Source organism: Paludisphaera borealis, from assembly GCF_001956985.1.
Lineage (GTDB): Bacteria > Planctomycetota > Planctomycetia > Isosphaerales > Isosphaeraceae > Paludisphaera > Paludisphaera borealis.
The window spans coordinates 53,713-80,701 of sequence record NZ_CP019082.1 but is presented as its reverse complement, the minus strand read 5'-3'; the positions used below and the strand labels follow the sequence as shown (position 1 = coordinate 80,701).

The following is a 26,989-nucleotide window of genomic DNA, read 5'->3' as shown; positions in this document are numbered from 1 at the left end:
TTGGCCAGGAAAGCAGGCGACCGATGGTCCGGCCTTTCCCGCCAAGATGTTACGCTCCGGAAAGCCCTCCCGCTAGACTCTGAGTCGGGGACGATGCCAACGGCCCCCGTCATGGGTTCGGAAAATCACTGTCGAGCGTGAAGATCCTTCTCAGGCCGAGATGCTCCGCCGTGGCGACGAGCGAGGCATGGATGGCTCATTCTCTGGAGTAACCGTTCACGGGTCGGCGCTGTTGAATCAGCACGAGCCGACTGAGGGCGGGGTCAGCGATGGGACGGCGAGGGCCGCGCGATGGGCCTGGAAGGCGGAGGTCAGATAGTCGAGCACGTTGCGGCCTTGTCGTCGGCAGGTGGCGACGACCGTCAGCATCCGCTCGACGAACCGACTCCCCGAAGCGCTGGCGGTCCCGCCGCTGATCCGTCGCCAGATCACGGCGTGACGCACCGCGCGTTCCGAGACGTTGTTGGTCGGCTCGACGCCCGGCCGCCGCGCGAAGTTCCACAGCCCGGCTTCCAGCCGCAACAGCTCCGAGCACGTACCGGCCGCCCGCTCGCTCGCGCACCGCGCGCCGGCCTCCAGCGTCGCGTGGACCAGCCGTTCCAGACCGCCGATCGCTTTTTGATATGTCGCTCCGCCGAGCAGTCCGTCGCGCGCCTTGCGATGGATCCGGAACAGCCGGTTCGACAACCCCAGCAGCCGGCCGCCGAACTTCGCGCCGACCCCGCCGCGGTCGATCATCGCCTGGAAATCGCGGCGGAGATGGCTCCAGCACAGTTGCCGGTCCGCCGCGGCGATCCAGTTGTACGCGCTGAAGCGGTCGCTGCCGACGGTCCGGTCCGGCCTGTCGCCGAGCAGGCTTCGGGCGACCTCGCCGGAGCGGTTCGCGGCGATCGCGAAGACCGTGGCGGTCGGGGTCGTCGCCGCCCACAGCCAGGCCCGACGGCCTTGCTCGCGCCAGCCGGTCTCGTCGACGTTGACCACGGCCGCCTCGTGGACCGCCGCGGCCAGTTCGCGGTGGGGTTCGGCCAGGGCGAGGGCCGACCGCCGCTCCAACTTGGCGATCATGCCGGTGGAGATCGACAGCCCCAGCAAGTCGCCGGCCAACTGGCGGATCTGCCGCTTGCTCAGCCGATAGGCCCCGGCCAGGGTCGCCAGCACCGCCTGGAGCCGCGGGCCGAAACAACTCGCGGAGCCCCCCTCGGGGAGCGTGCCGCAAGTCGACGCGCCGCAGCCGGGGCAGGTCAGACGATGCAACCGATACTGATCCACCCACGGATCGAACCGGGGGATTTCGGCGACCTGATGGACCAACGGCGCCGGATCGACGCCGTCGAGCGGCCCCTTGCACCGCCGGCACGACGTCGGCTTGCAGTCGGTCGACGAGTCGAGCTGCTCCGGCGGAACCAGCGGCCGGACCGCCCTGCGATGCCCGGGCTGTCCGCCCCGCTTGCGTCGCGACGGCGGCGCCGGCGGCTTCCGCTTCACCCCGATCGGGTCCGACGACGGCGGCTTCGACGAGTTGGTCGAGTTCTGGTTCAGCCGCGCCTCGAGATCGGCGATCCGCCGCTCCAGAACGTCGATCCGCCGCTGTGTCGCCAGAAACACGGCGGCGACGGCCGCCTGCGCGTCAGGCGGCACTTTACTCCAAAGCTCCTCGGGGATCGGCGGCGCGTTCGTCATTACGACGGTATAGCGCCCTCAACGGCAAAGTTCAATACCAGGCCGTGACCGCTTACTCTCTGGAAGCGTCTCGGACAAGTTCTCGGCGGACGAGATGAGGTGAGCAAGAACCTTATCGAGCATGACCTGCGGATCCGGGTCATCAAGGATGGCGACACGTGCAGTGCGTCTGGCCAGATCGCTGCCGTAAAGAGCAATTACTTCTCAGACTCCTTCGATCAGCCAGTTCCCCCATCAACGCGAATCGACGGCTTACCCTCAAGGGTGTCGCGAATCGGCGAGACTCTGCAATCCAACCTCGGAGCGTTCCCCTTTCCCGCTCCTTAGGAAATTTCCCGCAGTGTCTCGTCCCAGATTTGTTGGATATGTGTCTCTTTAACCTTGCCGTTCAATGTTTGTCTGACAAAAGTCTTAAGATCCTTGTCGGTTAATAGTATAACCATTCCTCGGTTGTTCGTGTTGATCCTTCTAATGTGCTGGTAATACGATTGTTTAAGAGGCTATCCCGTAATGATGTCCTGGTTTTTATGGTACTTGAACGGGATCGCCGGCCTTGAGCGATCGGGCTTCAAGAACTTGAGCATGCGATGAATAGAGCTGATGCGGATCATCGACTCGCTGCTCTCGGCGTGGTGCTCGTAATTCCGACTGTGTCGCCGATGCCGCCCCAGCCAGGCGAACGTCCGCTCCACCACCCAGCGCCTCGGCAGCTTCACAAACCCTTGGCTTCCCGGCGGCCGCTCCACGACCTCGATCCTGTACCCGGCCGAGGCCTCCGCCAGCCAGCCGTCGAGGTGGTGGTTGCGATACTTGCCGTCGCCCCAGACCAACGCCAACCGGCTTCGATGCTCGGCCGTCAGCCGCCCCAGCACCTGGGGGGCGTGCGTCCCGTCGTCGGCGGACGCCGCCGAGACCGCCACGACCAGCAGCAACCCCAGCGTATCCACGATGATATGTCGTTTCACGCCGGTCAGCTTCTTGCCGCCGTCGTAGCCCCGTTCGCCCCCTGTCTCGGTCCCCTTGACCGTCTGGCTGTCGATGCTCCCGGCGCTTGGGGACGGCTCCCGCCCGGCCGTCGTGCGGACCTGGCGGCGCAGGGCGTCCAGGATGAGTTGCCATGTGCCGTCGTCCCGCCACTGGGCGAAGTGGTTGTAGACGGTGCTCTTGGCCGGCAGGTCGTGCGGCAGCATATCCCACTGGCACCCCGAGCGGTTGAGGTAGAGGATGGCATTGAGCACCTCCCGCATGTCGTTGGTCCGGGGCCGTCCGACCTGGGGAACGGGGATCAAGGGCTCGACGATCGCCCACTGTTCGTCGGTCAGGTCGGACGGGTAGGGCTTACGCATCGAACGGTGCTCCTGCGGCGATGAATCCTGCGAACCTCCTGGGAGGACAAGAGTTTACGATCTTCTAGAATTACGGGATAGCCTCTTAGCGGCTAGGGATGACAGGACCAGGGCGCACTTTGGGCGGGCCTTGCCCTACCTTCGGGCTAACTCTGAGTCGGGGACAGAACCAGCTCCACCGGTGAGGTGAGCGTGTCAAACCCCCGCCTTTCGAGCCACGATCGCCCGGCCGGGGCCGGAGCCGCCGGTGAGGAAGAGGGTGGTGGGAAGCTCGCCGGTGGAGCGGAGGAGGGGGCGGATCGTCTCGGGGGTGAGCTTGGTGGTCTTGTGCTTGACGGTGACGGGGCCGAGGGATTCGTCGGCGATCAGGCGTTTGAGGCGTTTCAGGTCGAGGGGGTGGACGGACTGGACCTCGAAGGCTTCGAGCCAGGGGGTGGCGAGGAGTTCGTCACTCGTCAGGTAGGGGAGGTCGTAGGCGATCCGGAAGAGGCCGTGGGCGTTGGCGAACGAGTCGAGCAGGCCGGAGCGGGTCAGGGCGGTGTCGGGCTCGTAGATCCAGCGGCCGACGGGGGCGGCGAAGGCCAGGGTTTGCCGGTCGCCGTCGCCTTCGCGATCGTTCCACGCGACGTTCTCGGGGAGCTTGACGGCGCTCCGCGAGGCCCGGGCGGCGGCGCCGAACCAGACGGTCGCTTCTTTGCACTCGCCGTCGAGGCTGATCAGCTCGACCTCGCAATCGAGGGCCTCGGTGAACCGCGCGAAGTCGCTCGCCGGGCCGAGCTTGATCGCGCCGCCGGGGGCGGTCCGCATCAGCGCGCGGAGGAATTCCGGGCCGGGGGCGTAGCCTTCGAGGGCGACGGTCCGGCCCTTCCCGGAGGTCCGGCGGTCGGGGTCGACGTGGACCCAGGCGGCCGGGGGGATGGGGAAAGACTCGGCGGAAGACCGGCAGGGGAGGATTCGGTCGGCCCGGTCGTAGACGCGGGCGTTCCAGGCGATCCGCCGGCCCATGCCGGGGTCGCGGTCGACGGCGATCACGTCGGCTCGGGCGGCCAGGGCGAGGGCGTCGCCGCCGATCCCCGAGCAGAGATCAACCACGACGTCGGCCTCGAACCGCTTCGCCTTGTGCTCGGCCACGGCCTCGGCGGTCGCCTGTTCGAGGCCCACCGGGTCGAGCCACATCGCTTCGGCCCGCGCGAACTTCGCCAGGCCCTTGCGGCGTCCGGCCGACAGCCGGACGGCGGCCGAAACCATCTCGGCCGGGGCGAGCTTGCGCCATCGCATCACGTCGGCCGGGCCGGGGTTCGGGGTGTCGCGCATCCGGTCGAGCAGGTCGCGGCCGAGGTCGGTCGTGAGCACGGTGAACTCGGCGTCGGAGGCGTCGGGCGGGTGTTCTCGACGATCTTGGGTCGAGCCGGCGGACGTTTCGGAATAGAATGACATTGTGACGTGACGTGTTCGCCTGAGTAGTTGGAGTCGATCGTTGCCCATCCACGAACCATTGTACCCGCCCGTGCCGCCGATCGTCGGCGAACCCATGAAGATCGGCGACGTGACGCTGCAATCGCGGTTCTTCCTCGCCCCATTGGCCGGCTATACGAGCCTCGCCTTCCGGCTGGCCGTGCGCTCATGCGGCGGCCTCGGGCTGGCGACGACCGACCTGGTCAACGCCCGTTCGCTGATCGAGAACCGCCGCCGGTCGCTCGAACTGTCCGAGACGAACGAGGCCGACAAACCGCTGTCGATCCAGATCTACGGCCACGTCACCCCCGAGATGGAGCAGGCGGCGCGGATCGTCGAGGCCAAAGGCGCGACGATCGTCGACATCAACATGGGGTGTCCGGTCCGCAAGGTCGTGCGGATCGGCGGCGGATCGGCCCTGATGTGCGAGGCCGACCGCGCCGTCGAGCTGGTCTCGGCCGTCGTCCGCTCCGTGTCGGTCCCGGTCACGGTCAAGATGCGGCTGGGATGGGACGAGGAATCGCTGTCGGCCCCGGCGCTGGCCCGGTCGTTCGAGCAAATCGGCGTCGCGGCGGTCATCATCCACGGCCGGACCCGGGCCCAGGGCTTCAGCGGAACGGTCGACCGCAGCGGCATCCGAGCGGTCTGCGAGGCGGTGGAATCGATGCCGATCGTGGCCAACGGCGACATCCGTTCCATCGCCGACGCGGCGTCGATGTTCACCGACACCGGCTGCGACGCGATCGCGATCGGCCGGGGCGCGCTCGCCAACCCGTTCTTCTTCCGCCAGCTCGACTGCTGGCGCCGCACCGGCGAGCCCGGCCCCGACCCGTCGTTCGAGGAGCGCGTCGACTTCATGTCGACCCACTTCCACGGCCTGCTCGAACGCCGGGGCGAGCATTACGCCTGCCTCCAGTTCCGCAAGATCCTCAAGTGGTACATGCATTTCACGCGCATGCCCAAGCCGCTGTACCTCCGACTGATCAACCTCCGCAACTCGGCCGTCTTCGACGAAACCGTCGCCGAGATGCGGTCCGAAGGCCCCAGCGCGCCGCTGCCCGGCCACTTCGAGGCCCACGTGCCGGTGCCGTCTGGGCCGATCGACAAGTGGTAGACGGTATTTGACCCGAGAGCCGAAACACGATGAATCGTCGCGGGGACGGCAATCTCGCAGCTCTGCCGATTGAGTGATACAATGTAAAGTGGGTGTCATCCCGATTCGTTGAGCCGAATGCACGATTATGCCCCCCCACACAGATCCTCGTGGAAGGAGCGCCGAAGCCGGACGGCTCGCGGGGAGCCGCCGAGAGGCCGGGCCCTTCAAGTCGCCGGGGCCGAGCGGAGAGCGACCGGGGCCGGATTCCGGACCAGCGAGGAGATCGATGCCGTGCGTGACGAGTGGCATCGCTCCCGACGGGATCAGGATCCGCCGCTTCGCTTGTTTTCGAATCTTCGCGCAAAGACCCCATAATTCGTCAAAACATGAGAATAGCTTCGTTGCATCGCTCGTTCGGCTGAGCGTCGAAGTAAAGGAATTCGCCGATCAAAGCGGGATCACGGGCGGATTCATCAGCATCAGCTGCGCAGGCGGGGTCGCCATAGCGAGCGCCATCACTACCGAGGAATGACTCGTCACGCTAAAGGTAGACCGGCAATGCCGATCACGATCGAGTACCTAGCCATCTTTCGCCAGAGTGACACCTTCTGCGACTCTGCTGCAGGCTTCATCCGTCTGCTGCAGGTGGATTCTAAAATTAGAATCTCGGGCGGTGACATCTGGTACGAAGATCAACGCGCCTGCGGTTTCCAGCTTTTCGATGGCGAGGTCCCGCGAAAGAAGCAGCGGTACTTCCATTTGCGCTTCACCTGGGACGGAGATCCGGACGCGGACAGCGAGGCGCTCGAAAGGTTGAACTCGCTGCTGAAGACGGTGCGCGGAGCGGTCCGGCGGGCCGAAGGAGAGACTGAGACGCTTTGGGACGACCTGTCGGCACATTACGCCCGCAAGGCGTACCCGCAGATCCATGAGATCGAGAGCCTGATGCGGCAGTTGATCGCCAACTTCATGCTGGTTACTGTCGGGCGTGAATGGGCAATCGAGACATTGCCGAAAGCGGTAGAGGACGCTGTCAGGAATAGCAAGCAGAAGGACTACTTGAACGTCCTCTACACGGTGGACTTCATCCATCTGGGCGAGTTCCTGTTCACGGCCTACTCAAAGAAGACGCCGCAGGATATGTACGCCAAGCTCAAGGACGTGAAGAGCGAGGACGATGCGAAGGCCCTTCAGGAGTTCATCCCAGAGTCGAACTGGAAGCGATACTTCGGCGAATTCGTTACTTGCGAGGACGGCTACCTGAAGGCCCGATGGGAGAGGCTCTACGATCTGCGGTGTAAGGTCGCTCACAACGCCCTGATGACTCGGAGTGACCTCGGCGACATCGAGAAACTGATCGGCGAGGTGAAGCCGAAGCTTCAGGAGGCGATCAGGAAACTGTCCAAGGTAAAGGTGCCGGCCGAGGATGCCGAAGCTGTTGCGGAGAGTGTTGCCCGACGTGTAAACGCAACAATCGGTGAGTTCATCAGCGACTGGCAGCAATTGGAATCCGCAATCGAGCGTCGTGCTGAGGCGCAGGGAAGGCCGAGGAGGATGCAACACTCTGGAGAAGAGTTGGTCAAGCTCGGGATCTTGGACCGTTTGATGTTGGACGAGTACAACAAGGTGCGTAGACTGCGCAACAGCATCGTTCACGGTCCCGGATCCCAGATCCCCTTGAACACCATAGAGGCGACGCTCCCCATACTAGAGGAGCTGCTGGTCCTTGTTGAGTCCGGATATATCGAATACCTTCTCGTCCTTTCCGAGATCGATCGGTATGCCGCCGTTGATGCAAGAATTGCGGAAACTTATCACGAGATTGGAGACTCAGACGAGTTCAAAAGTGCCATTGGGGAGGCGAACGCCAATTTGTTTGCAGTCGATGAATACGATATAAACGATATTGGCTTTCCTGGATATGAATGTGTGGTAGCTCTTTGGTTTAGTGCCTCAAGCGAGGTGGCGGAGGCCAACGGAATCAACTTTGATCGGATCGTGGGAAACTGCGAGGCAGTTATCGATTCTGAAGGCAAAGTCGAGTACCGGGATATCCACGCCGAAGTCGATCGAGGGAATGCTGAAGAGCCTTAACGGATGAGTCGCCGGCGATGGTCGTGAGCCCTTATTACAGCATGAGTTTCCTGGGGGCTGTCGCCGCCGGGACTGCGGCATGACGGCCGACGCCGATTTCCCCCGCCGCCGGTGGGTTCCCTCGTCACAAAACTGCGTTTCCGGAGGAAGTTATGGTCCGTGGCTGGAGTCTGATGTGCTGGATGGTCGTGGCGTCCACGGCCCTTGGTCAAGAAGCCGCGATTGAGAGGACCACGGATCTTGTCGGACGATGGCGAGACGACGTGATCAGCACGCCCGTCAACCAGGTCCTCACCCCCTACGGCCGGCAGGTGGAGTTGGCCGGCCTGCGTCCTCAGGCGCTGGCGTTGTCGCCGGACGGCAAGCGTCTTCTGGTATCGGGGAAAACGAGCGAGCTGCTCGTGATCGACATCGATCAGGCCAAGGTGGTGCAACGTGTCGCTCTTCCCGGCGAGGACCAGCAGAAACCGCCGGCCGTGGTTTCGCCGAACATCCTCAATCCGGATCGCAAGGGCCAAGTCAGTTACACGGGATTGACGTTCTCGCACAACGGGAAGCGCGTCTATCTGAGCAACGTGGACGGATCGATCAAGGTCTTCGCCGTGGCGGAGGATGGCGCGATTCAACCCGCGCAGGTTTTCCATCTGCCGGAGGCGAATGCGCCGCGGCGCAAGCCGGAGATCCCCAGCGGATTGGCGATGTCGGACGACGACGCTCGCCTCTATGTGTGCGGCAATCTTTCCAACAAGCTCTTGGAGTTGAACACCGCCGATGGCGCGCTGCTCCGCTCCTGGGATGTGGGAGTCGCTCCCTACGACGTCGTGCTGGTGGCTGGAAAAGCCTTCGTCAGCAATTGGGGGGGGCGACGTCCCGGTTCAGGCGATCTGACCGGACCGGCCGGGCAGGGAACGGAAGTGCACGTCGATCCGGTCCGGTACATCGCCAGCGAGGGCTCGGTGAGCATTATTGATCTGGCGGGGAACCGCGTCTCGCGGGAACTGCTGACGGGCCTGCACGCCTCGGCACTGGCCGTCTCGCCGGACCGCCGGTTCGTCGTCTGCGCCAATGCGGGGAGCGATCACCTGAGCCTGATCGACGTCGCCCGGGAAGCGGTCGTCGAGACGGTGTGGGCGAAGAACAAGCCGTCCGATCTGTTAGGGGCGACGCCCAATGCGCTGGCGTTCGATGATTCCGGCCGCAGGCTGTTCGTCGCGAACGGGACGCAGAACGCCGTCGCCGTCTTTCACTTCGATCCTGACGATAAAGGCGACACGAAGCTCGAAGGCCTGATCCCCGCCGGCTGGTTTCCGGGGGCGATCGCGTTCGACGCACGCCGCAAGTCGCTGTGCGTGGCCAACATCAAGGGGCTGCCGCTTCTTCCGAAGACGCAGAAGGACGGAAAGAAGGGTTTCAACTCGCATCATTATCATGGATCGGTGTCGCTGATGCCGTTGCCCTCCAAAGAGGATCTGCCCAAGCTCTCGGAGCGGGCCGCCAGGAATCTCCGTCGCGGCGCCATCGCCCAGGCGGCGCTGCCGGCCCGCGAGAACCAGCCGCCGCGGGCCGTTCCCGAGCGAATCGGCGAGCCCAGCCTGATCCAGCACGTCGTCTATGTGATCAAGGAGAACCGGACCTACGATCAGGTCCTCGGCGCACACAAGCGCGGTCGAGGTCAGGCCGACCTGTGCATCTTCGGAGCGGACGTCACGCCGAATCAGCACAAGCTGGTCGACGAATTCGTCCTCCTCGACAACACGTACTGCGCCGGAATCCTGAGCGCGGACGGCCACCAGTGGAGCACGACGGCCTTCGGCACCGACTACATGGAGAAGAGCTTCGCCGGGTTCCCGCGAAGCTATCCGGACGGCATGGGAGAGGACGATAAGGACGCCCTGGCCTATTCTCCCGCCGGCTTCTTGTGGGACAACGTCGTCGCCCATAAGAAGACGATCCGCAATTACGGCGAGTTCATGGGCCCGAAGGTTCGCTGGCGCGACGCGACCAGGAAGGGGGTGCCCGATTATCTCGCCTGCTACCGCACCTGGAAGGGTGAGTCCACGGAGGTCGTTTTTCAGAGCGAGCCGTCGGTGGAGTCCATTCGCCCCTTCTCTCCCACGGACTACGTCGGCTGGGAAATGGCGGTCCCCGACCAGTATCGCGCGGACTTCGTCATCCGAGAGCTCAGGGAATTCGAGAAGAAAGGGGAATATCCGAACCTGGTGATCATCTGCCTGCCGAACGATCACACCAGCGGCACGAGCCCCGGCAGCCCCACCCCGGCCTCGTGCATGGCGGACAATGATCTGGCGTTAGGGCGAATCGTCGAGGCCCTCAGCCATTCCCGATTCTGGGACAAGATGGCCGTCTTCGCGATCGAGGACGATCCCCAGGCCGGCTGGGACCATGTCAGCGGTTATCGTACGACGGCGTACTGCGTCAGTCCCTATGCGAAGCGCAACGCGGTGGTCAGCACACAGTACAACACGACGAGCGTCATTCGCACGATCGAGCAGATCCTCGGGCTGCCGCCGATGAACCAGTTCGACGCCAGCGCGACGCCGATGTTCGATTGTTTCATCGACAAACCGGATTTCAGGCCGTTCGACTCGGTTGCCAACCGCGTTCCGCTGGACCAAATGAACCCCGATCCCAAGGCGATCCGGGATGAAGTCCTCAGAGAAGACGCCGTCCTCTCCGCCCAGCTCAATTTCCGCGAGGTCGACAAGGCGCCGGAAGATACTCTCAATCGCATCCTGTGGCGGGCGCGGAAAGGTTCAGCGATTCCCTACCCGGCATGGGCGATCGGCCTCGCGGACGATGACGATGATTAAGCGTCGAGACGGCGCGGCCCGACGACGTGACGACCGCGAAACAAAGAACGATATGTCGACGTCCAACCGCGAATGAAGTGGAGTGCGGCGGCTTGCCGCCGCATGGGGGGGCAGGCGCGGGAGCAAGCTCCCGCACTCCCGAGGGAAAGACGGCTCGGTCACGCGCTACTTTCAGATTCTTAAGGGATTTGCATTTGAGTTGCAGACGGGTCGGAGCCGGATTCCCTTCTCCACCTTGCGGGAGAAGGCATGCTTGCGACAGCCTGTTTTCATGACTGTCTGCAACCCAAATGACATCCGCGCTAAGTCCCTGTTTTCTACTTCGAACGTCGAGGTCGTCGTCCTGACCGCCACGGAACCCGGTGTTTCTCGGCGACGAGTAGGCGGAGCTGAGCCAGGAAGTCGAACGAAATGGTTTCGGCACGTTGCTCCACGGACTACCGGAGATCGGCCGCGACGAATCGTTCGGCTCAGGCTTCCGGGCTGTATCCCAGGACGATGTCCCACTTCGCAGCGAGTTCGCCGATCTTCGACCCTTTGATCGCGGCGAAATCCAGGCAAAGAGTCTCGTGGCCCTTGGGGTCGCGGGCCCGGATCTGCTTGAACTGCCCGTCCTGCTCATTCTTGGGAGATCCCTTGATGAAGCACTCGGTCGTGAGCAGCTTCTTGTCCCCCTTCCAGATCCGAGCGTGGATGTGCGCCGCGGGGCGGCCGTGGTAGGGGACCGGCTTGATCGTGCGGAAGTAGTATTCGCCGGTCGAGCTGGTCAGAAAACGCCCGTATCCCTGGAAGTTCGTGTCGAACGGGTCGCCGTCCCGCGTGTGCTGCTTGAGGTAAATGCCGTCCCTGTCGCATTGCCAGATCTCGATGACGGCGTTGCGCAGCGGGGCGCCCTTGGCGTCGAGGAGCCGGCCGCTAAGGTGCGTGACCTCGCCGACCGCCGGGGTGATCGCGTCGTTGATGATCAACAGGTCATTGTCGGTGTCGAGCGGGAGCTTGTTCGGGAAGAACGGCCCCTCGTTCGTGGTCGGAGTCCGGGTCAATTCCTCGGCGAAGGCGCCTCGGACGGTGAACGCGGAAGAGGCGCCGAGGGCGAGCGCGCCGAGGAAATGGCGTCGATTGCTTTTGAAGAAATGCGTGGACATGGGATATGGGCTCCGCTTCGTTGATTGGATCTGGAATGGACGTTCGGAATCCCTAAATTCCGCTTCATCGTCGCCCGCCGAGCAGTCGCTGGCGGGGAGGGGCGTGAGGTGGGGCGGTTGCGGCGCGACGCCTGCCACGCGTCACCGTCCGACCCATGCCATGCCATCCGGTCCCTCGCCGGTTTCGAGCGTCGAGACGACCTCCAGCTTGTCGAGGTCTACGACGGCGACCTTGTCCTTCTCGGTCATCCCGATGTAGGCTTGCTTGCCGTCGGGCGTGATGAGGATGCTCGAGCCGCCGCCGCCGGTGTCGATTCGCTTGATTTCCTTACGCGACGCCACGTCCAGCACGATCAACGGCCCCATGTGGGTGGCGAGCGCCCGCTTGCCGTCGGGCGCGAACTTGATTCGGTTGACGCCGCCTCCGCCGGTCTCGATGGTGCCGATGACCTGGTCGCCGACCGCGTCGATGATCGAGATCGCGCCACGGCAGCCGACCCAGACCTGCGCGCCGTCAGGCGTGACGTCGATACCTTCGGGGCCTGCCTTCACCGGGATGAGGACCTGGCTCGGCCCCCCGGGACTACGGCCTCCAAGGCCGCCACCCTGACGGCCCCCGCCAGGACCGCCGCCGGGAGCTTCGCCACTCAGGCCGCCGGGACGACCGCCGCCAGGCCCCCCGACGGGTGAAGGCGAGACCACCCCGACCGACCCCGAGCCGCGATTCGCAGTGAAGATCTTCTTTCCGTCCTTGCTGAAAACCAGCATGTGAATGGAATTCTGCCCGACGCCCATCATCCAATCGACGGAGTCCGTCGCCGGGTCGTATCGTGCGATGAGCCTTGCGCCCTCGGCGGTGAAGTAGAACTTGCCGTCGTGCCAGGCGATCCCGTGAGGGTTCGGGAGCGGGCCGAGATCGACGCGATGGATCTCTTTTCGGGCCTTCAGGTCGATCACCGAAAGGGTGTGGCCTGGGTCGGAATAAGGGCCCGTATTGGTGACCACGGCCAGCCTCCCATCGGGAGTGACGGCCACTTCATGGGACTCCATCCCGGTAGGAATCCGGGCGGTCACGTGGCCAGTGGCCGGGTCGACGATGGCGAGTTCGCTCGGCCGGGTCGAACCCCGATGCCCCTTGTTCAAGACCAGCAACGTGGAGGGGGACTTCTCCTCGCCCGGCGCGGCGCCGGACAGAGCCAGTACGAGTAGAATCAGCCGGATTATCAGTCTCATGTGATTTCACCTTCTTGACATGGGCGACCTCTCGGAACAGATCAGCGATGCCGTCTCAATTTGTCGTCTTCCCCGAAATCCAGGCGTGGATAGGGAGGGGCGCCCCGGGATTTTAGCGAACGGACCCCTCGCTCAGGCGGTGAGAAACCTTAAAATCCTCTTCATCGTCGCACGCGGGATCGGGGCTCGCGCGGGTCGAGCCGGATCGTTCGTCCCCGTCGTGAAGTTCTTTTCCGGGATGGTCGCGGCGTCTCCCTCCCATGGCCGATCGCCTCGCTCTGGCACCGCCGTCTCGACGGCGAGATCCGCGACGACCGGGGCGTGGGCGCGTCTCCGCAACGTCCCGCTCCCAGCCTCAACGTTTCTTGAGGGTGATCCCGAGCCCGGCGCCGTCCATGAGCACGAACGACGAATCCAGATCAGGTCTGGTGGTGATCGCCTCGACATAGCGCGGATTGGGCGCCGGTCGCTTCATGTTGTGGGCGATGATCAGTCCGCCGGGACGGACGTAAGGTAGGAGTTCCTTGAGGTAGGCGTCGTATCCCTCCTTCTCCGCGTCGATGAACAGGATGTCGATCGGGTCCTTGTTCCGCGGCGCGGTTTGGTGGGCGTCGCCTTCGGTGATGATGACGAGGTCCTCGACGCCCGCCGTCTTGAAGTTCTTACGCGCGACGGCGATCCGGCCGGGGTCGAGGTCGTGGGTGTGGAGCTTGCCGCCGGTCTTGCGCAAGGCCATCGAGAACCAGAGCCCCGACTCACCGGTCGATGTGCCAAGCTCGACGATCCGTTTGGCCCCGAGCGATTCGGCGAGTTGGCGGAGCAGTCGTCCGTCGGCCGTCGAGACATTCGCGTACCGCTCACCGCCGCGGGCCTGCTCGATCGCGGCGAGGATCCGCTTCTCGCCGTCGTCCAGAGGCAGCGGCGGCTTGCTCAATTCGCCGTCGACCTCCGTGACCCCCGCGCCACGGCCGGCGCCGCCGCGGCCGCCCGTCCCCCGAGGCAGTTCGTCGGCCGTCAACTTGCCATCCTGATTGGCGTCGCGCTCTCGAAGCTTTGTGGCCGCCGCATCGATCTCGGTCGCCGAGAGCGCGCCGTCGTGATCGGTGTCGAAGGCCTGGAGAAGTGGGTTTTGCGGGCCTCCCTGGCCCGTCCGCGCCGTCTGCTGCGCCGAGCTTCGCTGGGGCAGGACGGCGGTCCCGATCAGGGTGACGATCACGATCGCAGTTCGAATCATCGTTCTTCCTCTCAACTGAAGATCTTTTGGAGTAGGAAATCGGCGACCAAGCCCCGTCGCCCGATGAACCTCGGCGATGGAGTTCCGGAGACCGGCCGCGACCTCACCTAAAATCCAGTTCATCATCGCCCGCTGGACTCCTGCGGCCCGACCGGTTGTGATGAGATGCGAGTAGGATGTTCCGCTCATCGTGAGGGATCGGAGGGGGTGGCGTGGCGGGTCGGGTTCTGGTGATCGAGGATGACGCGAGCCTCGCCCGATCGATCGTCGATGGGCTGTCGGACGAAGGCTTCACCGTTTCGCACGTCGCCGATGGCGACTCGGCCCGGGAGACGTTGCGGGCCGGCGAATGGGATCTCGTCATCCTCGACTGGTGGCTGCCCGGCCCGGACGGACTGGAAGTGCTGGAAGGTTACCGCCGCGAGGGGGGGAACTCACCCGTGCTCTTCCTCACGGCGCGCGACGCGGTGAGCGATCGGGTGCGCGGCCTGGACGGCGGCGCCGACGACTATCTGTGCAAGCCGTTCGCGTTCGACGAACTGATAGCCCGCGCTCGCGCCCTGATCCGTCGCGGACGCCCGGCCGAGGTGATGACGCTCTCCTATCGCGACGTGCGCGTGGATCTGGCGTTACAGAAAGCCGAAAGGGCCGGCCATCCTCTGAACCCGACAGCCAAGGAGCTGGCCCTGCTCGTCTTCTTTCTCCGCCATCCCGACGAGATCCTGTCGCGGGGGCGGATCTACGGGCACGTCTGGGGCGAGGACTACGATTTCGCCTCCAACACGCTCGACGTTCACATCAAAGAGCTGCGCCGCACCCTGGAGGCGTGGGGGCCCAGGTTGATCCAGACGGTTCGGGGCCGGGGGTATTTGCTCGGCGATCCTCCTCTTCCCGCGGAGGAGCATCCATGAGTCTCGTGACGCGCGTCTCGGTCGCCTTCCTCGTGGCCCTGGCTTTGGCTCTCGGCGGGTTCTCCGCATCCTTGTACTACCTCGCCGGGCTGCGTCTCCGACTCGCCCTGGACCAGGAGTTGGAGGCGACGCTCGACCGCTTCCCGGATCGCCCCGAAGGGCAGACCGGACGCGTGACCTGGGCCATCTACGACGAGTCGGGGCGGAGGGCGGAGGGGACGCCGGGCGTCGGACGGCCGATGGTCCTGGACGGCCGTGACCTCGGCCCCCTCGCGATCGACGTGGCGACGACTATCGAGGGGGCCGACGGCCTTCGATGGCGGGTGCTGGCGAGGAAGATCGGCGGCGGACGCCCGCATGGCGGATCGCCCGAGGCGAAAGGCGAGGGACGTCGCCCGGAGCGGCGGCCGCGAGACGAGCACAAGGGCGCAACGGCCCACGAGCGGCCGAGCCGGGTGCTGGCCGCGTGGTCCTCGATCGAGCCGGTGGAGGCCGAGATCCGATGGCTGGCGGCCATCCTGCCGCTGATCTCGGTGGGACTCTGGACGCTGGCCGCGGTGATCGGTCGTCATTTCGCCCGTCGCGCCCTCGCCCCGCTGATGCTTATGGCGGAGTCGGCCGGCAGCATGCCCTTCGACGACGGCCGGCTGCCCAGCCCCGGAACGCGCGACGAGCTGGAGGAGTTCGCCCGCAGTTTCAACGGGCTCCTCGACCGCCTGTATGTGGCGCTGGAACGGCAGAAGCAGTTCACCGGACAGGCGTCCCACCAGCTCCGGACGCCGCTGGCCGCCCTGATCGCCGCGATCGAGGTCGCCCGCCGTCGCCGGCGAACCGTCGATGAGCACGAGCGCGTGCTGGACCGGCTCCACGACGACGCCGGCCGACTCTGGCGCGTCATCGAGGCGCTGCTGTTCCTTGCGCGGGCTGACGCCGAGGCCGAACTGCCCAACCTGGAACGCATGGATCTCGCCGCGTGGGCCTCCGACCACCTCCGCGCCTGGTCCGGCCACGACCGGGCGGCGGATCTCCGGTTCGAGGGGTGCGACGGAGACCCGCCCTGGACCCGGGCGCACCAGCCGCTGATCGGCCAGTTGCTGGACAATCTGCTTGAGAACGCATGCAAATATAGCGAGCCCGGCACGCCGATCGTCGTCCGCGCCTGGAGCGAGCCCGACGCCGTCGCGTTATCGGTTGAAGACCGCGGGGGCGGCATCCCGAATGGGGAACTCCCGCGCATCTTCGAGCCGTTCTATCGCGCCGAGTCGGCCCGCCGGCTCGGTCATGCGGGGGTCGGGCTGGGCCTGGCCGTCGCCCATCGCATCGCCGAGGCGCACGGAGGCGCGATCGCCGTGGAGAGCGAGCCGGGTCGTGGCAGTCGCTTCCTACTCCGTCTGCCTCGGGTGCCGGCGTCGGGCTTCGCCACGGCGGTCATCGATCACCCCGAGCCGGTCCGCCCGACCTCGGGATAGCGGGTTGGCGGGGAAGAGGCGTTGACGGCTAAGTATCGTCGATCCGGCCGAGGCAGCGATTGAACGTCTTCAGCGTAGCCAGCATCAAGCCGAACGCGACCAGGCCGTATGCCAGGATCCAGAGGACGAGCCAGGCGGACTGCTCCTCGATGTCATGCCTTGGCCCGGCCGCGCCGCCGAACATGGCGCTGGAGAAGCCGACGCCCCAGAACGGGCTGGCCGCGGCGAAGCCGGCGCCGGCGGCTTTGGGGCTTGCGCCGAAGAAGTTCATCCCAACTGGGACGGCCCCGATCAGCACGATGATGTAGAGCCCGGCGGTCAGGCCGATGGCCTGGCCCATCCGAGGCAGCCACGTGGCCAGGGCCAGGCCGAGGCTCGTGATCGCGGCGCCGTAGGCGAGGACCAAGCCGCCGATCAGCGCCGGGGCGAGGGGGAATCCGGTGTGCGTCGCCAGGGCCCCGGCGATGAGCACCGGCCACATCGCCAGCGGCGGGACGCCGCGGAAGGCGGCCCACCACTTGCCCAGGACGATCGACCGGGTCGACAGCGGAGTCGACAACAGCACGTCGAGGCTGCCGCGCTGGCGCTCCTCGGCCAGGCTCGTCGCGGCCGAGACGCTCAGGAGCAGCAGCCCGGCGGCCACCTGCACGCCGCCGATCACCCCGGCCCGCTCTCGGCCGCCTGGCCCGGCGCCGTCGAGCGTGTCGACGATCGCCCAGAGGCTGAACCCACTCGAGAGCACGCCGAAGAGGCCCCATACGGCGACCGACCAGCGCGACGGCCGCCGCCGATGCCACTCGCGCCAGAGCACCGGGTTGCCGTCGAGCGAAGGAGACGGCAGCAAACGGACGAGCCGGTAGAGCGGGCCTCGGCGGGCCGCTCGACGTATCGCCTCCACCCGGCCAGCCTGCCGGATGACCACGGCCCGGATCCGCCAAGTCGCGGCGACGGCCAGAAGCGCCGAGGTCAGGAGCCCGAGGGCGCAGAACCTGGCCTGCGTCGCAAGCCCGACTGGGCCGAGCGCCGCCGGGGCGTTTAGTGGGGCGAGCACGAGGAAGACGGGGTTGTAGGGCAGCAGGGCCAAGTAGTTCGGCAGCCAGGCCGACCGGGCCCATGTGGGCAGGTTCGAGACCAAGACCGCCCAGATCGGGGCAGCCAGCAACCAGGAGACGCCGAAGGCGTAGGTCGCCAGCAGCACCTCGTGCGTCTTCCGGCCCCAGACGGACAGCGTCAGCGCCAGCGTGCAGCCGAAGACGGCGCAGGCCAGACATACCAGGATCGCACCGGTCGTCATCGCCGGGGCGACGCCGCCGAGGAGCGTCGACAGCCCCAACACCGGGGCGGCGCAGGCGATCAGGCCGAGCACCTGTACCAGTCGCGGCGCCAGCTTGCCTAGTACGATCTCGGCGTCGGTCAGGTCGGTCGCCAGCAGCAGGGTCAAATTTCCCCGGGCCTTGTCCAAGCAGATCGCCCCGGCCGTCGCCGCCGGAGCCGCCAGGCCCACCAGCCCGAGCAGTATCAGCGTCGTCACGGCGTAGAACGCCCGTCCGACCTCGGCCATCTGCTGGACCGACAACTCCCCCGCACCGTCGCGGTTCCCCAGCCAGACGGCCGATAGGCCGAACAAGAGCAGTAGGACCAGCAACGACCGCAGCCCATAGCACTGCCAGCGCCGCGAGGCCGTCAGCCATTCATAGGCGAAGACCGGACCTAGTCCCGGCCATCCGCGCGTCGCCATCGGGGCGGCCTCCCGCATCCACACGGAGCAAGGGTCTACGAGTTGGTTCGGAGGCCGGGCCGTGGTCTCGACCGGACCCAATCCGGATCAACTTTATATCGCAAAGTATTCCGGGGGCAAGAGCCTTCCGATCCCGGGGGAGGCCGGTACGCAATCCACCAAGGCCTTTGACCATACCGCCGATCCGCGCCAGACCTCTCTCACCGAACTGCCGAGGACGGGATCGAAAACACGTTCCAAGCTATCCACGAGGGCTTTCGAAGCCCTCGCGTACGGTTTGGGAAGGGCCTGGCCGTCGGCGTTGGCAGAGAAGTCGGCAGACGTCGCGAGTCACAAAGGGATCAGGAGCCGGTTTTGAGGCGCATCGACACGTCATGACGCGATGCGCGCGACAAGGACTGGCCTTCACGAGCTTCTCGCACGCCATCTGGACGCACCACCACGTCGACGCCGCGGGCCTGCAAGGCGGCGATCACCCAGTATGAGCAAAAGAACAGGTCGGCCAGGGCGACGTCGCTCTGGTGGAACACGGACATGATCTGACGGAGCAGGGCCAGTTCACTGGTCTGCTTGCCCTGGTACGGCCCCAACACGGCGTCGAGCACCGTTCCCACGGCCAGGCTGAACACCACAAGGATGCGGGCGATCGGGAACCCGACGCCGGGCTCCTGGGACGTCGCCTGTGGGTGCGCCGCCTGGTTCTCCGGCGTGTCCGGCATGGTCACGGTGGACCCGTCGGGGATCTTCACCGCCCGCCCGTGAAAGAGCCAAGGATCGTCGGCTCTCTGATGGCTCGCACGCCCAGTGCGGCGGACCAGGTTCCAGGCGAGCCCCTCGGGCAACCGCCGCCGGGCCTCGCAGTAGCTGGCGGTCTCGGGAGCGACGGCGGCGAGCCCCTGGTCGAAGCGGAACTTCTGGAACCGATCGACCGCGTCGTCGCAGGAGTGGTCGTCGGAGAGGACCTGGGAGAGGAAGATGCTCAAGGTGATCCAAGGGGTGTAGAGACGCTCCCGCCAGCAGTGGTTGCATCGCCGGCAAGCCGCCTCGACGAGATCCCGAGAAAGGAACTTGAGGAAGGGAAGTCCCTGCCGCCGACCAAGTTCGTTTCGCAAGGATACGAATTGGTGACGAGGACATGTGGGGGTAGACTGAATCACGGCGACCTCTTTGACGAGGTGACAGGTGGAGTTGAAGTACCACCACGTTACCAACCAAGGAGGTCGCTGTACTCGCTCGCCACGTCGCTTGGCTCAATCCCAAGCCCTCTTGAAGCTTACGTTATCCTGGCGCCATTCGCTCCTGACCCCTTTGATTCTTCGGCCGAAAACCACGGCTGCCGGGCTTTCGCAACGACGAGGGCGCCGATCGAAACAATCTCAAGGAAATGCTCATCGACGCAAACCCTTCGCAGTGGGCCCATCTAGTGTGATCGCCAATCGATAACGAAAACCAATCGTCTTGCAAAACTTCAGCCTAAAACCTCAATAAATCCGAGTGGTCAGGTCAAGAAGCCAGACACGCTGGAGAGGGGACTGGGTCTGTCTGGCGAAAACAGGCGACAAGAAATGACGCAAACAATGAGACTGAAGAGTCTCCCGTTCGAGATGGTTGCGTCCAGCCATTTCAGGGGCGGCCAACCTCTGTATCGCAAATGGCAGCGACGTGGGAGCGGCCGTTTAGTTGAATCGGTCCGTAGGATAGGGTGACGAGGTTCGGCTTGGGCTGGCCTTTGGCCCGGAAACGGCCTCGGCGAGGCTGGCTCGCTGATCGGCGGACGGAATGGGGAGGATTCGATGGGCGAGGCTCTGGACATCGTTTCGCTGGGACAGGGCGACGGGCGGCTTGCCGACGGGATGGTCGTCAGCCGCTCGTCGCCCCTGAGGCCCGTCGTGCGCGGCCGGCACGCCCACGACTTCCATCAAGTCACCCTGTTCCTCTCCAGTCCCGGACACGTCGAGTGGCAGATGGGCGAGGGCCGCGCCTACTCGGGCCGACCGACGTCGGGCGACATGGTGTTGACGCCGGCCTTCGTCCCCACGCTGGTCCGCTGTGACCGGCCGTTCGAGGCGGTCTCGGTGCGCTACTCGACCAGCCTGCTCGATCGGGTCGCCACACGGGCGGGTCTGGACGCCGGCCGCCTCCGACCGACGGCGGTGCGGCGGGACACCTTCGCTGGGGAGGTCGCCCGCAAGCTCGCCGACGAGGCCGAGGCGGGCGGCGGGCCGTCGTTGCTTGCCGAATCCCTCAGCACCGCCCTGGCCGTCCACCTGCTGCGGCAATACGCCGACGATGGCCCGCTCCCGCCCCCGAGCGTGGCCGGCTTGTCCGACCACGAACTGCGGCGGGTGACGGACCTCATCGAGGGCCGCCTCGACGGCGACCTGTCGCTCAGCCGGCTCGCCGACGTCGCCGGCCTGAGCCCGTACCACTTCGCCCGCCGGTTCCGGGCCGCCACCGGGACGACGCCCCACCAGTACGTCATCCGCCGCCGGGTCGAGCGGGCGAGGGCACTCCTGCTCGGCGGCGCGGGCATCGCACAGACGGCGGCTCGGGTCGGCTTCTCCAGCCAGTCTCACCTGCACCACCACTTCCGGCGGCTTTTGGGCGTCACTCCCGGCGCGTTGGTCCACCGTTCGCGGGCTGGTGGGCGTCCACAGTGAAGATCATCTTGCTGGCAGAGCGAGCGTGGTGTGGCGTGGAGAGGTCGGACGGGGCTCCCCACAGGAGCAACGCCTAATCCTTATAACCTACGATCATATAGTGCTGCGGCATCGATTCGCGCGCGATCTCAGCGCGAAAGCCGGCCGTTTCAAGCTCCTTCACGACCCGCCCTGCTGCGAGCCGCATCTCCTTCGGCGGCCCTGACTCCGCGTCGACTTCGGAATCCACCACCACGAATCTCCCCCCACGTTTCAACCCCGCATACACCTTCTTGGCATAGGCCTCTCGCCCCTTGATGTGATGCCAGGTGTTCAATGTGATCACGCCGTCCACGCTGTCGTCATGTAGCTCCGGGCTGTCTCCTCTCGCCTTGTGGGGCACGATCTTGGCTGGTCCCAGTTCTTCGCCGCGCCTCGTCAGATACGTGATCATCGCCTGCTCGACGTCGATCGGGATCACCGTGCCGCGCTCCCCCACCGCCTCGCTCAGGTGCGCCACCATGTAGCCCGTCCCCGCGCCGATGTCTGCCACCGTCGCTCCGGGCGTCAGGGCAAGAGCCGCGACGATCTCCTCTGGGTGCTGCCATTTGTCGCGATCTGGGTCGTTCCACCGCGTTTCGAACAGTTTGGGATCGTCGAAGCCACCGTGGTGATGTCCGTGCTCTCCGTGCATGTTCGCTCCTTCTTGCTCAAGACCTTGCTCGGCGACCTGTTTGCTCTCGACGAACGGCGCGGCGCTCTCTGTGGGCTTCTGGCACCCCATCATTCCTCCCGCTCCCGTAATAAAAAATGCAGACAGAAGCATTGATTTGTTCATAGTGAATCACCTCATTCGTTTCGCAAGCTTGTGTTAGAGCGGGCGAGGGAACTCCCGCTCGGCGGCGCGGGCCGGCTTCTCCGGCCAGAGCCACCTGCACCATCACGTCCGGCGGCTCCTTGGGATCATTCCCGGCGCGCCGGCCCGCCTCTTGCGGGCCGGCGGGCGTCCTCGGTGAAGATCGCCTTGCTGGCGATGGCTGCCGCTACCGAGCCCTCGGCCACCGCCGAGGCCACGCTTGGCATGCCGGCGTCGGAGGCGTCCCCAACGACGTAGAGGCCTTCCACGCTGGTCGCCCCGAACGGGTCGGTCCGCACCATGCCCGCTTTCGGACCGTCGGCGACCACCTCGCCCCCCAACCGCTCGGCCAGGTTGGACGGCTGCCGGAGCCGGGTCCGCACGAAGAGAACTTCCCGCTCCAGCCGACGGCCCCCGTCGAGCTGGATCGCCCGGAGCCGTCCCCCGTCCCCCTCCAGCCGCTCGACCCGGCCCTCGACCACCTCGACGGCGCGCTCCTCCAGCCAGGCTTTGTCTTCGGGGACGAGCGCGGACGGGCCGTCCGTCAGCAGGGTCAATTGGTGGGTCCAGCCGAGCAGCAGCGTCGTGAGCTCGACGGCCTCCTCGGGCGGGGCGAGGACGGCCCAGGGCTGGCCCCGGTGCTCCCAGCCGTGGCAGTAAGGGCAGTGGATCACGCCGACGCCCCACAACTCACGCAGGCCGGGGATCTCGGGCAGCGCGTCCACCAGCCCAGTGGCCAGGATCAGCTTGCGGCAGGCGACGACGTCGCCCTCGGCGAGCGTGACCTCAAAGCCGCCCCCGGCCTTCCGGGCATCGACGACCGCCTCCTCGCGGAAGGCGACCTCATACGGCCGGAGCTGCTCCCGGCCGATCCGGCGCAACTCGGCCGGCGGGGTGCCGTCCTGCGTGAGGAAGCCGTGGACGCCGGCCGCCGGGGCATTGCGGCCCTTGCCCGAGTCGCAGACCAGCACTTCCAGGCAGGCCCGCCCCAGCACCAGTGCGGCGCTCAGCCCGGCCGGCCCTCCTCCGACGACCACCACGTCGAACCGACGTATCGGCCTCGCCGTCGGGGCCTTTTCCTGGGCCTCCACGGCTCCGACTCCCAGGACCATGCCGGCCGAGCCCGCCGCCAGGGCGACGGCCTGCCGGCGGGACATTCGATCGCCTTCGATTCGTTCATCCGTCTCGTCGGTCATTCCGAAACTCCCCCGTGTTCCGCGGCGTCCAACGGTCAGCCGAGCCTCCGCAAGGCAGGGCGCAAGGAACGTCGACGTGCTCGCTTTCCAACCTCGCCAGCAGCCGAATTTCCCTTTGACCACGTTGCTGGGATCATAGAGGGACGAGACGGGGTGGATCTTCCAGGTTCCTGCCACCCTGTTGCAGGAAGTTGCGGTCTACGCCCGATCGAGGGGACGGGTTGGGAGTTTTAGCGGTGCCACGCCGATCCCGGCACGCGGTCCGGCGGGAAGCGTCGGCCGCGCCCGTCGGGCGATCCCGATCACCGTTCGCGGCGACTCCTGGCGAATCTCCGCTCGACGGCGGCAGGCCATGTTAGGCCGAATCAGGTCTGTTTGTCGGGCATCGGCGACTCGTCACCCGGACGGCGGACCCCGATTTGGAGAACCGGCGGCTCGCAGGGCGTGCCATAGGACTCTGAGCCACCACGAGTGAGGGGACGAGGACAGCAGGAACGGGGGCAACAGCAGGAACGGGGTCACTCTTATATTTTGACGAACAGCAGGAACGGGGCAGCAGGAACGGGGTCAGCAGGAACGGGGTCACTCTTATATTTTGACGGGTTCTGGGGGCTTTGGGTGAAAGCCCGAAGACGAGCGAGGTGGCGGCTCCTGATCCGATTGCGGCCGAGCCCACTCGTACCGCCTTGCGTTGATCTAGAAGTCGATCGCCTCCCTCGTCCGGTCTCGGCCGATTTCTGCTCGGCCCTGGCGGCTCGGAGGGCCGAGCGTCTCGGCGACTTCCAGCGACTCGTCCGGTTTCAGCGTTCCTTCCACGACGACTTGCGTCGGATTCATGAGCGTGTATCCTCCTCGGTGGCTCGGTTGGTTCCGGGATTATTCCACCGTGAGGACCCGAACCGCTCGGTCATGCCGCCCGCCTCCCGTTTTTCGGCGCGAGTCAGAACAACGTCACGAACCCGGCCGCTCGGAAATGGGCGTCGTTGGTGAATGCTTGAGTCAGACCCAGACGCCGCATCACGACGAACGAGACATGATCGACGATCCCGGCTTGCCCGGCCTCGCCCCGAGCGTAAGCGCGCCAGGCTTGTTCAAGGTCGTCCTCGGTCGGGTCGATGAGCATCCGAGCCGTCTTGAGTCGGTCCCGCAGGAGGATCACGTCGTTGCGAAACGGGCGTCGCGCGGCGGTGTTGGCGCATTCCATCAAGACCAGGCTCGTCGTCAACAGGCTGGACTTCGAGCGGACCAGGCCAGCGAACACGGGCTTTGCGAGGGGATGCCACTGATCGTCCGCGTTCCAAACGGCGATCAGTCCCGCCGTGTCGAGAAAGGCCGTGTTGGGATTCACGGCTGGTGCTCGTCGTGCCGAGCCGCCAGGTCGGTCTCGCCCGTCTCGTAACTATGGGACAGGATCTCGTAGACGGCGGCCATATTCTCTTCATCGGATTCGCCCGGTCCGCTGGACGCAGGTACGACGCTCTTGGCCTCAATGGTGACTTCGCTCCCTTCGGCCAGATCCACTGGTGTGGTCGGGCGAAAGACGCCGTTCTCATAGATGGCATGGATCGTCTTCATGGCGGATCCCTTTTGAGGTTGGGGGACTTTCCGTCATTGTACCAGCTCGGCGCGTCTCTTACGGCTCAGTCCGCCTGGCGCCCACGGATTCGGCTTTCGAAGCCGTGCGTAGCAGCCGTGAGCAAGTCGAGGCGTCTGGACCGTCTCATGTCGTGCAAAACCTGTCGCCGATTCAACGAGCCTGGTTATGATCACGATATAAGGAGTTAAAAATACAGATATATAAAATAACAGAGTCGTGTCAATGCGGGGGGGGGGCTGGCTGCGAATAAAATCGCTATGCCCCTGTTTTTTTCCCGATCGATCAGGAAGCCGAGCGGGGAGCCGCCCTTTTTCCATAAACCTCGCGAATTCGATTCGCCAGCAACAGCGGTAGGTCAAGCGCGAGTGGGAACCGGTTCTTGGGATTGGACTCTGACATGACGAAGCCCTTGCCCGGAATGCATCTTATTCCCAACAAATAGTCGAAGGAACCTGCGGCGAGGGCTTCGTCCAGGATGGACGTCGCGACGTCAGACCGGTCATCCCCGTCCTTGTGGCAATCCTCCGCCTCAAGACTTTCCCGGCCGTCATCTTCCTGGAAATCGCCCCCTTCGTCCGGCCCCGGGTTGGATATCGATGGCAGCATCGAATCGACGGGCCGATCTGCAACACGGCTCCGCCTGAACGCATCGAACGCTGCGGCGTAGGCCTTCCCTACGGCCTCTCCGAGCAATTCGATCTCCCAGCCCTCCTGCCCCCTGGAGCCGTGCAGAGGGAGCCTTTCCAGGGAACGCGCGATTCCCTGAAAAGCAATCAACTCTCCGACGAGTGCGGACTTCGGCATCTCGCCTCGCGAGTATCGCATTTTTCGCAGGATTGGCGCTTGATTAATCGCCTATGTAGTGCGAATCCTGGAGCGTCGTTGCGCCGCGCATGAAAAAGGGCCGTCGTGCAGACTCACATCCGGACGACGGCGTACTCCGATTCACATGACTCGTTCCTACCGCCAAGTCCGTTCGCCGTCTGCCCTCGCTTCACGAACTCGCCATGACCGGCAACGCCAAGGGTTGGGACGGAAAAACGAGGACGTAGCGCTTTCTTGAGGCTCACCGCCGTAGGCCGCCTGGAGTTAGGCCGGCTCGGCGTGGGCGCGGCGGCACCCTCCGGACCGATCGACGATTGGTATCGGTCATGATGGCGAAAACGCAACGGGGGAGGGGGTGGGCGAGGATGTCCCTTACCGAAATCGCGTCGTCCGACTAAAATAGTCCCTTGACTTCGTCGCGAGGGCGCCCGGTCCCGCGATCCGCTTGACAATGTAAGGAAAGAGTCGATGCGTAAGCCGCGATTGATGACGCCGGGACCGGCGATGGTCCCCGAAGACGTGCTGCTCGAGTTGGCCCGACCGGTGATCCACCACCGCTCCGACGAGGCGAAGCAGGTGATCGTCGAGGTGTCGGAAGGCCTCAAGGAGGTCTTCCAGACCCAGAACGACGTGATGATCCTGACGGCCTCGGGCACCGGCGCGATGGAAGCCGCGATCGTCAACACGGTGCCGCCCGGGGGCAAGGCCCTGGTGCTCAACGCCGGCCACTTCGCGGCCCGCTGGGGATCGATCGCCAAGGCGTTCGGCATCAACGTGGTGACGATCGACACCGAGTGGGGCCAGACCGTCGACCCCGAGAAGGTCGCCGAGGCGCTCCGCCAGCATCCCGACACCGTCGCCGTGTTCGGCACGCTCTCCGAGACGTCGACCGGCACCGGCCACCCGATCGAGGCCGTCGCCAAGGTCGTCGCCCAGACGCCGGCCATCTTCGTCGTCGACGGCATCTCGGGCGTGGGCGCGATGGAGTGCCGGACCGACGAGTGGGGGATCGACGTCCTCTGCGCCGGGTCGCAGAAGGCGCTCATGCTGCCGCCGGGCCTCGCGTTCATCACCGTCAGCACCAAGGGCTGGGCCAAGATCGACGCCTTCGAGTCGCACAGCTATTACTTCAATCTGAAAGCCGCGCGGAGCAAGGCCAAGGAGTTCGACACCCCGTACACTCCGGCCCACACGCTGATCCTCGCCCTGCGGACGGCCTTGCGGCGGATTCGCGAAGAGGGGATGGAGAACGTCTGGAAGCGGCACACCCGGATGAGCGAAGCCTGCCAGGCGGGCGTCCAGGCGCTCGGGCTGGAACTCTTCAGCGCCAAGCCGGCCGAGGGGCTGACGGCGTTCCGCGTCCCCGAGGGCTTCAAGGACTCGCAGATCCGCAACAAGATGGCCGAGCGGTTCGGCGTGACCACCGTCGGCGGCCAGGGGAAGATCAAGGGCAAGATCGTCCGGATCGGCCACATGGGCTACACCGACGAACTCGACGTGATCTCCGCCCTCGCCGCGCTTGAGATGACGCTCGCCGAACTCGGCTTCGACGTCGAGCCGGGCAAGGGCGTCACCGCCGCGCAGCAGGTCTTGATCGGCCAGCGCGCCGCCGCGAACGTCGGCTGATCCCGCCAAGCCCCTCGC

General features: G+C 65.4%; 21 protein-coding genes. 7 read left to right on the top strand and 14 right to left on the bottom strand.

Features of this window, described 5'->3' with window-relative positions:
• Nucleotides 1–237: 237 nt before the first annotated feature.
• The 3 genes from tnpC to BSF38_RS00350 all read right to left on the bottom strand — a co-directional run bounded on the left by tnpC (nt 238) and on the right by BSF38_RS00350 (nt 4,463).
• Nucleotides 238–1,680 carry an IS66 family transposase gene (tnpC, locus tag BSF38_RS00360; RefSeq protein ID WP_076342953.1) on the bottom strand — a complete coding sequence of 481 codons (1,443 nt, stop codon included), beginning with the start codon at nt 1,678–1,680 and terminating at the stop codon, nt 238–240.
• Nucleotides 1,681–2,180: 500 nt separating this feature from the next.
• Nucleotides 2,181–3,026 carry an IS5 family transposase gene (locus BSF38_RS00355; RefSeq protein ID WP_076342952.1) on the bottom strand — a complete coding sequence of 282 codons (846 nt, stop codon included), beginning with the start codon at nt 3,024–3,026 and terminating at the stop codon, nt 2,181–2,183.
• Nucleotides 3,027–3,221: 195 nt separating this feature from the next.
• A complete protein-coding gene (locus BSF38_RS00350; protein ID WP_076342951.1) occupies nt 3,222–4,463 on the bottom strand; it encodes a THUMP-like domain-containing protein in 1,242 nt (413 codons plus the stop codon).
• A 40-nt stretch (nt 4,464–4,503) separates the two neighbouring features.
• Here BSF38_RS00350 and dusB point away from each other — a divergent pair, with 40 nt between their 5' ends.
• The 3 genes from dusB (at nt 4,504) to BSF38_RS00330 (ending at nt 10,502) form a co-directional block, all read left to right on the top strand.
• Nucleotides 4,504–5,595 (top strand): tRNA dihydrouridine synthase DusB, encoded by a 1,092-nt coding sequence (dusB, locus tag BSF38_RS00345; protein ID WP_237170677.1) that lies wholly within the window; start codon nt 4,504–4,506, stop codon nt 5,593–5,595.
• Between the two features lie 540 nt (nt 5,596–6,135).
• Nucleotides 6,136–7,671: a HEPN domain-containing protein gene (locus BSF38_RS00335; protein ID WP_076342949.1), complete on the top strand. Its 1,536-nt coding sequence runs from the start codon at nt 6,136–6,138 to the stop codon at nt 7,669–7,671.
• Between the two features lie 263 nt (nt 7,672–7,934).
• Entirely contained in the window at nt 7,935–10,502 is a 2,568-nt protein-coding gene (locus BSF38_RS00330) for a bifunctional YncE family protein/alkaline phosphatase family protein (protein ID WP_210405665.1), read from the top strand.
• A 470-nt stretch (nt 10,503–10,972) separates the two neighbouring features.
• Here the strand turns inward: BSF38_RS00330 and BSF38_RS00325 are convergent, their stop codons facing one another.
• From BSF38_RS00325 to BSF38_RS00315, 3 genes are all read right to left on the bottom strand, one after another.
• Nucleotides 10,973–11,647 (bottom strand): dioxygenase family protein, encoded by a 675-nt coding sequence (locus BSF38_RS00325; protein WP_076342947.1) that lies wholly within the window; start codon nt 11,645–11,647, stop codon nt 10,973–10,975.
• Between the two features lie 141 nt (nt 11,648–11,788).
• A complete protein-coding gene (locus BSF38_RS00320; RefSeq protein WP_076342946.1) occupies nt 11,789–12,880 on the bottom strand; it encodes a YncE family protein in 1,092 nt (363 codons plus the stop codon).
• Nucleotides 12,881–13,235: 355 nt separating this feature from the next.
• Nucleotides 13,236–14,114 carry a class I SAM-dependent methyltransferase gene (locus BSF38_RS00315; RefSeq protein WP_076342945.1) on the bottom strand — a complete coding sequence of 293 codons (879 nt, stop codon included), beginning with the start codon at nt 14,112–14,114 and terminating at the stop codon, nt 13,236–13,238.
• A gap of 212 nt (nt 14,115–14,326) precedes the next feature.
• Between BSF38_RS00315 and BSF38_RS00310 the strand changes: the two genes are divergently transcribed.
• The gene (locus tag BSF38_RS00310; protein ID WP_076342944.1) at nt 14,327–15,025 is read left to right on the top strand and encodes a response regulator transcription factor; all 699 of its coding nucleotides are present in this window, start codon (nt 14,327–14,329) and stop codon (nt 15,023–15,025) included.
• Nucleotides 15,022–16,494, top strand: coding sequence for a sensor histidine kinase (locus tag BSF38_RS00305; protein ID WP_076342943.1), 1,473 nt, complete (start codon nt 15,022–15,024; stop codon nt 16,492–16,494). Before BSF38_RS00310 ends, BSF38_RS00305 begins: the two co-directional genes overlap by 4 nt.
• 28 nt (nt 16,495–16,522) lie before the next feature.
• On the opposite strand, the gene BSF38_RS00300 is transcribed toward BSF38_RS00305, so the two are convergent.
• Nucleotides 16,523–18,232, bottom strand: coding sequence for an ABC transporter permease (locus BSF38_RS00300; protein WP_076342942.1), 1,710 nt, complete (start codon nt 18,230–18,232; stop codon nt 16,523–16,525).
• Between the two features lie 341 nt (nt 18,233–18,573).
• Nucleotides 18,574–19,344, bottom strand: coding sequence for an IS4 family transposase (locus BSF38_RS00295; protein WP_168189282.1), 771 nt, complete (start codon nt 19,342–19,344; stop codon nt 18,574–18,576).
• A 681-nt stretch (nt 19,345–20,025) separates the two neighbouring features.
• Between BSF38_RS00295 and BSF38_RS00290 the strand changes: the two genes are divergently transcribed.
• Nucleotides 20,026–20,892, top strand: a complete 867-nt coding sequence (locus BSF38_RS00290) for a helix-turn-helix domain-containing protein (protein WP_076342940.1) — start codon at nt 20,026–20,028, stop codon at nt 20,890–20,892.
• Nucleotides 20,893–20,965: 73 nt separating this feature from the next.
• Here the strand turns inward: BSF38_RS00290 and BSF38_RS00285 are convergent, their stop codons facing one another.
• The 6 genes from BSF38_RS00285 to BSF38_RS00265 all read right to left on the bottom strand — a co-directional run bounded on the left by BSF38_RS00285 (nt 20,966) and on the right by BSF38_RS00265 (nt 25,324).
• Nucleotides 20,966–21,709 (bottom strand): class I SAM-dependent methyltransferase, encoded by a 744-nt coding sequence (locus BSF38_RS00285; protein ID WP_076342939.1) that lies wholly within the window; start codon nt 21,707–21,709, stop codon nt 20,966–20,968.
• Between the two features lie 125 nt (nt 21,710–21,834).
• Entirely contained in the window at nt 21,835–22,884 is a 1,050-nt protein-coding gene (locus BSF38_RS00280; RefSeq protein ID WP_237170676.1) for an NAD(P)/FAD-dependent oxidoreductase, read from the bottom strand.
• A 735-nt stretch (nt 22,885–23,619) separates the two neighbouring features.
• Complete coding sequence (locus BSF38_RS31135; RefSeq protein ID WP_168189281.1) at nt 23,620–23,760, bottom strand: hypothetical protein; 141 nt, start codon at nt 23,758–23,760, stop codon at nt 23,620–23,622.
• A 103-nt stretch (nt 23,761–23,863) separates the two neighbouring features.
• Nucleotides 23,864–24,271: a type II toxin-antitoxin system VapC family toxin gene (locus BSF38_RS00275; RefSeq protein WP_076342937.1), complete on the bottom strand. Its 408-nt coding sequence runs from the start codon at nt 24,269–24,271 to the stop codon at nt 23,864–23,866.
• A complete protein-coding gene (locus BSF38_RS00270; protein WP_076342936.1) occupies nt 24,268–24,498 on the bottom strand; it encodes an antitoxin family protein in 231 nt (76 codons plus the stop codon). The genes BSF38_RS00275 and BSF38_RS00270 overlap by 4 nt, the downstream gene beginning before the upstream one ends.
• A gap of 304 nt (nt 24,499–24,802) precedes the next feature.
• Nucleotides 24,803–25,324, bottom strand: coding sequence for a hypothetical protein (locus BSF38_RS00265; RefSeq protein ID WP_076342935.1), 522 nt, complete (start codon nt 25,322–25,324; stop codon nt 24,803–24,805).
• A gap of 489 nt (nt 25,325–25,813) precedes the next feature.
• Between BSF38_RS00265 and BSF38_RS00260 the strand changes: the two genes are divergently transcribed.
• Entirely contained in the window at nt 25,814–26,971 is a 1,158-nt protein-coding gene (locus BSF38_RS00260) for a pyridoxal-phosphate-dependent aminotransferase family protein (protein ID WP_076342934.1), read from the top strand.
• Nucleotides 26,972–26,989 lie beyond the last annotated feature (18 nt).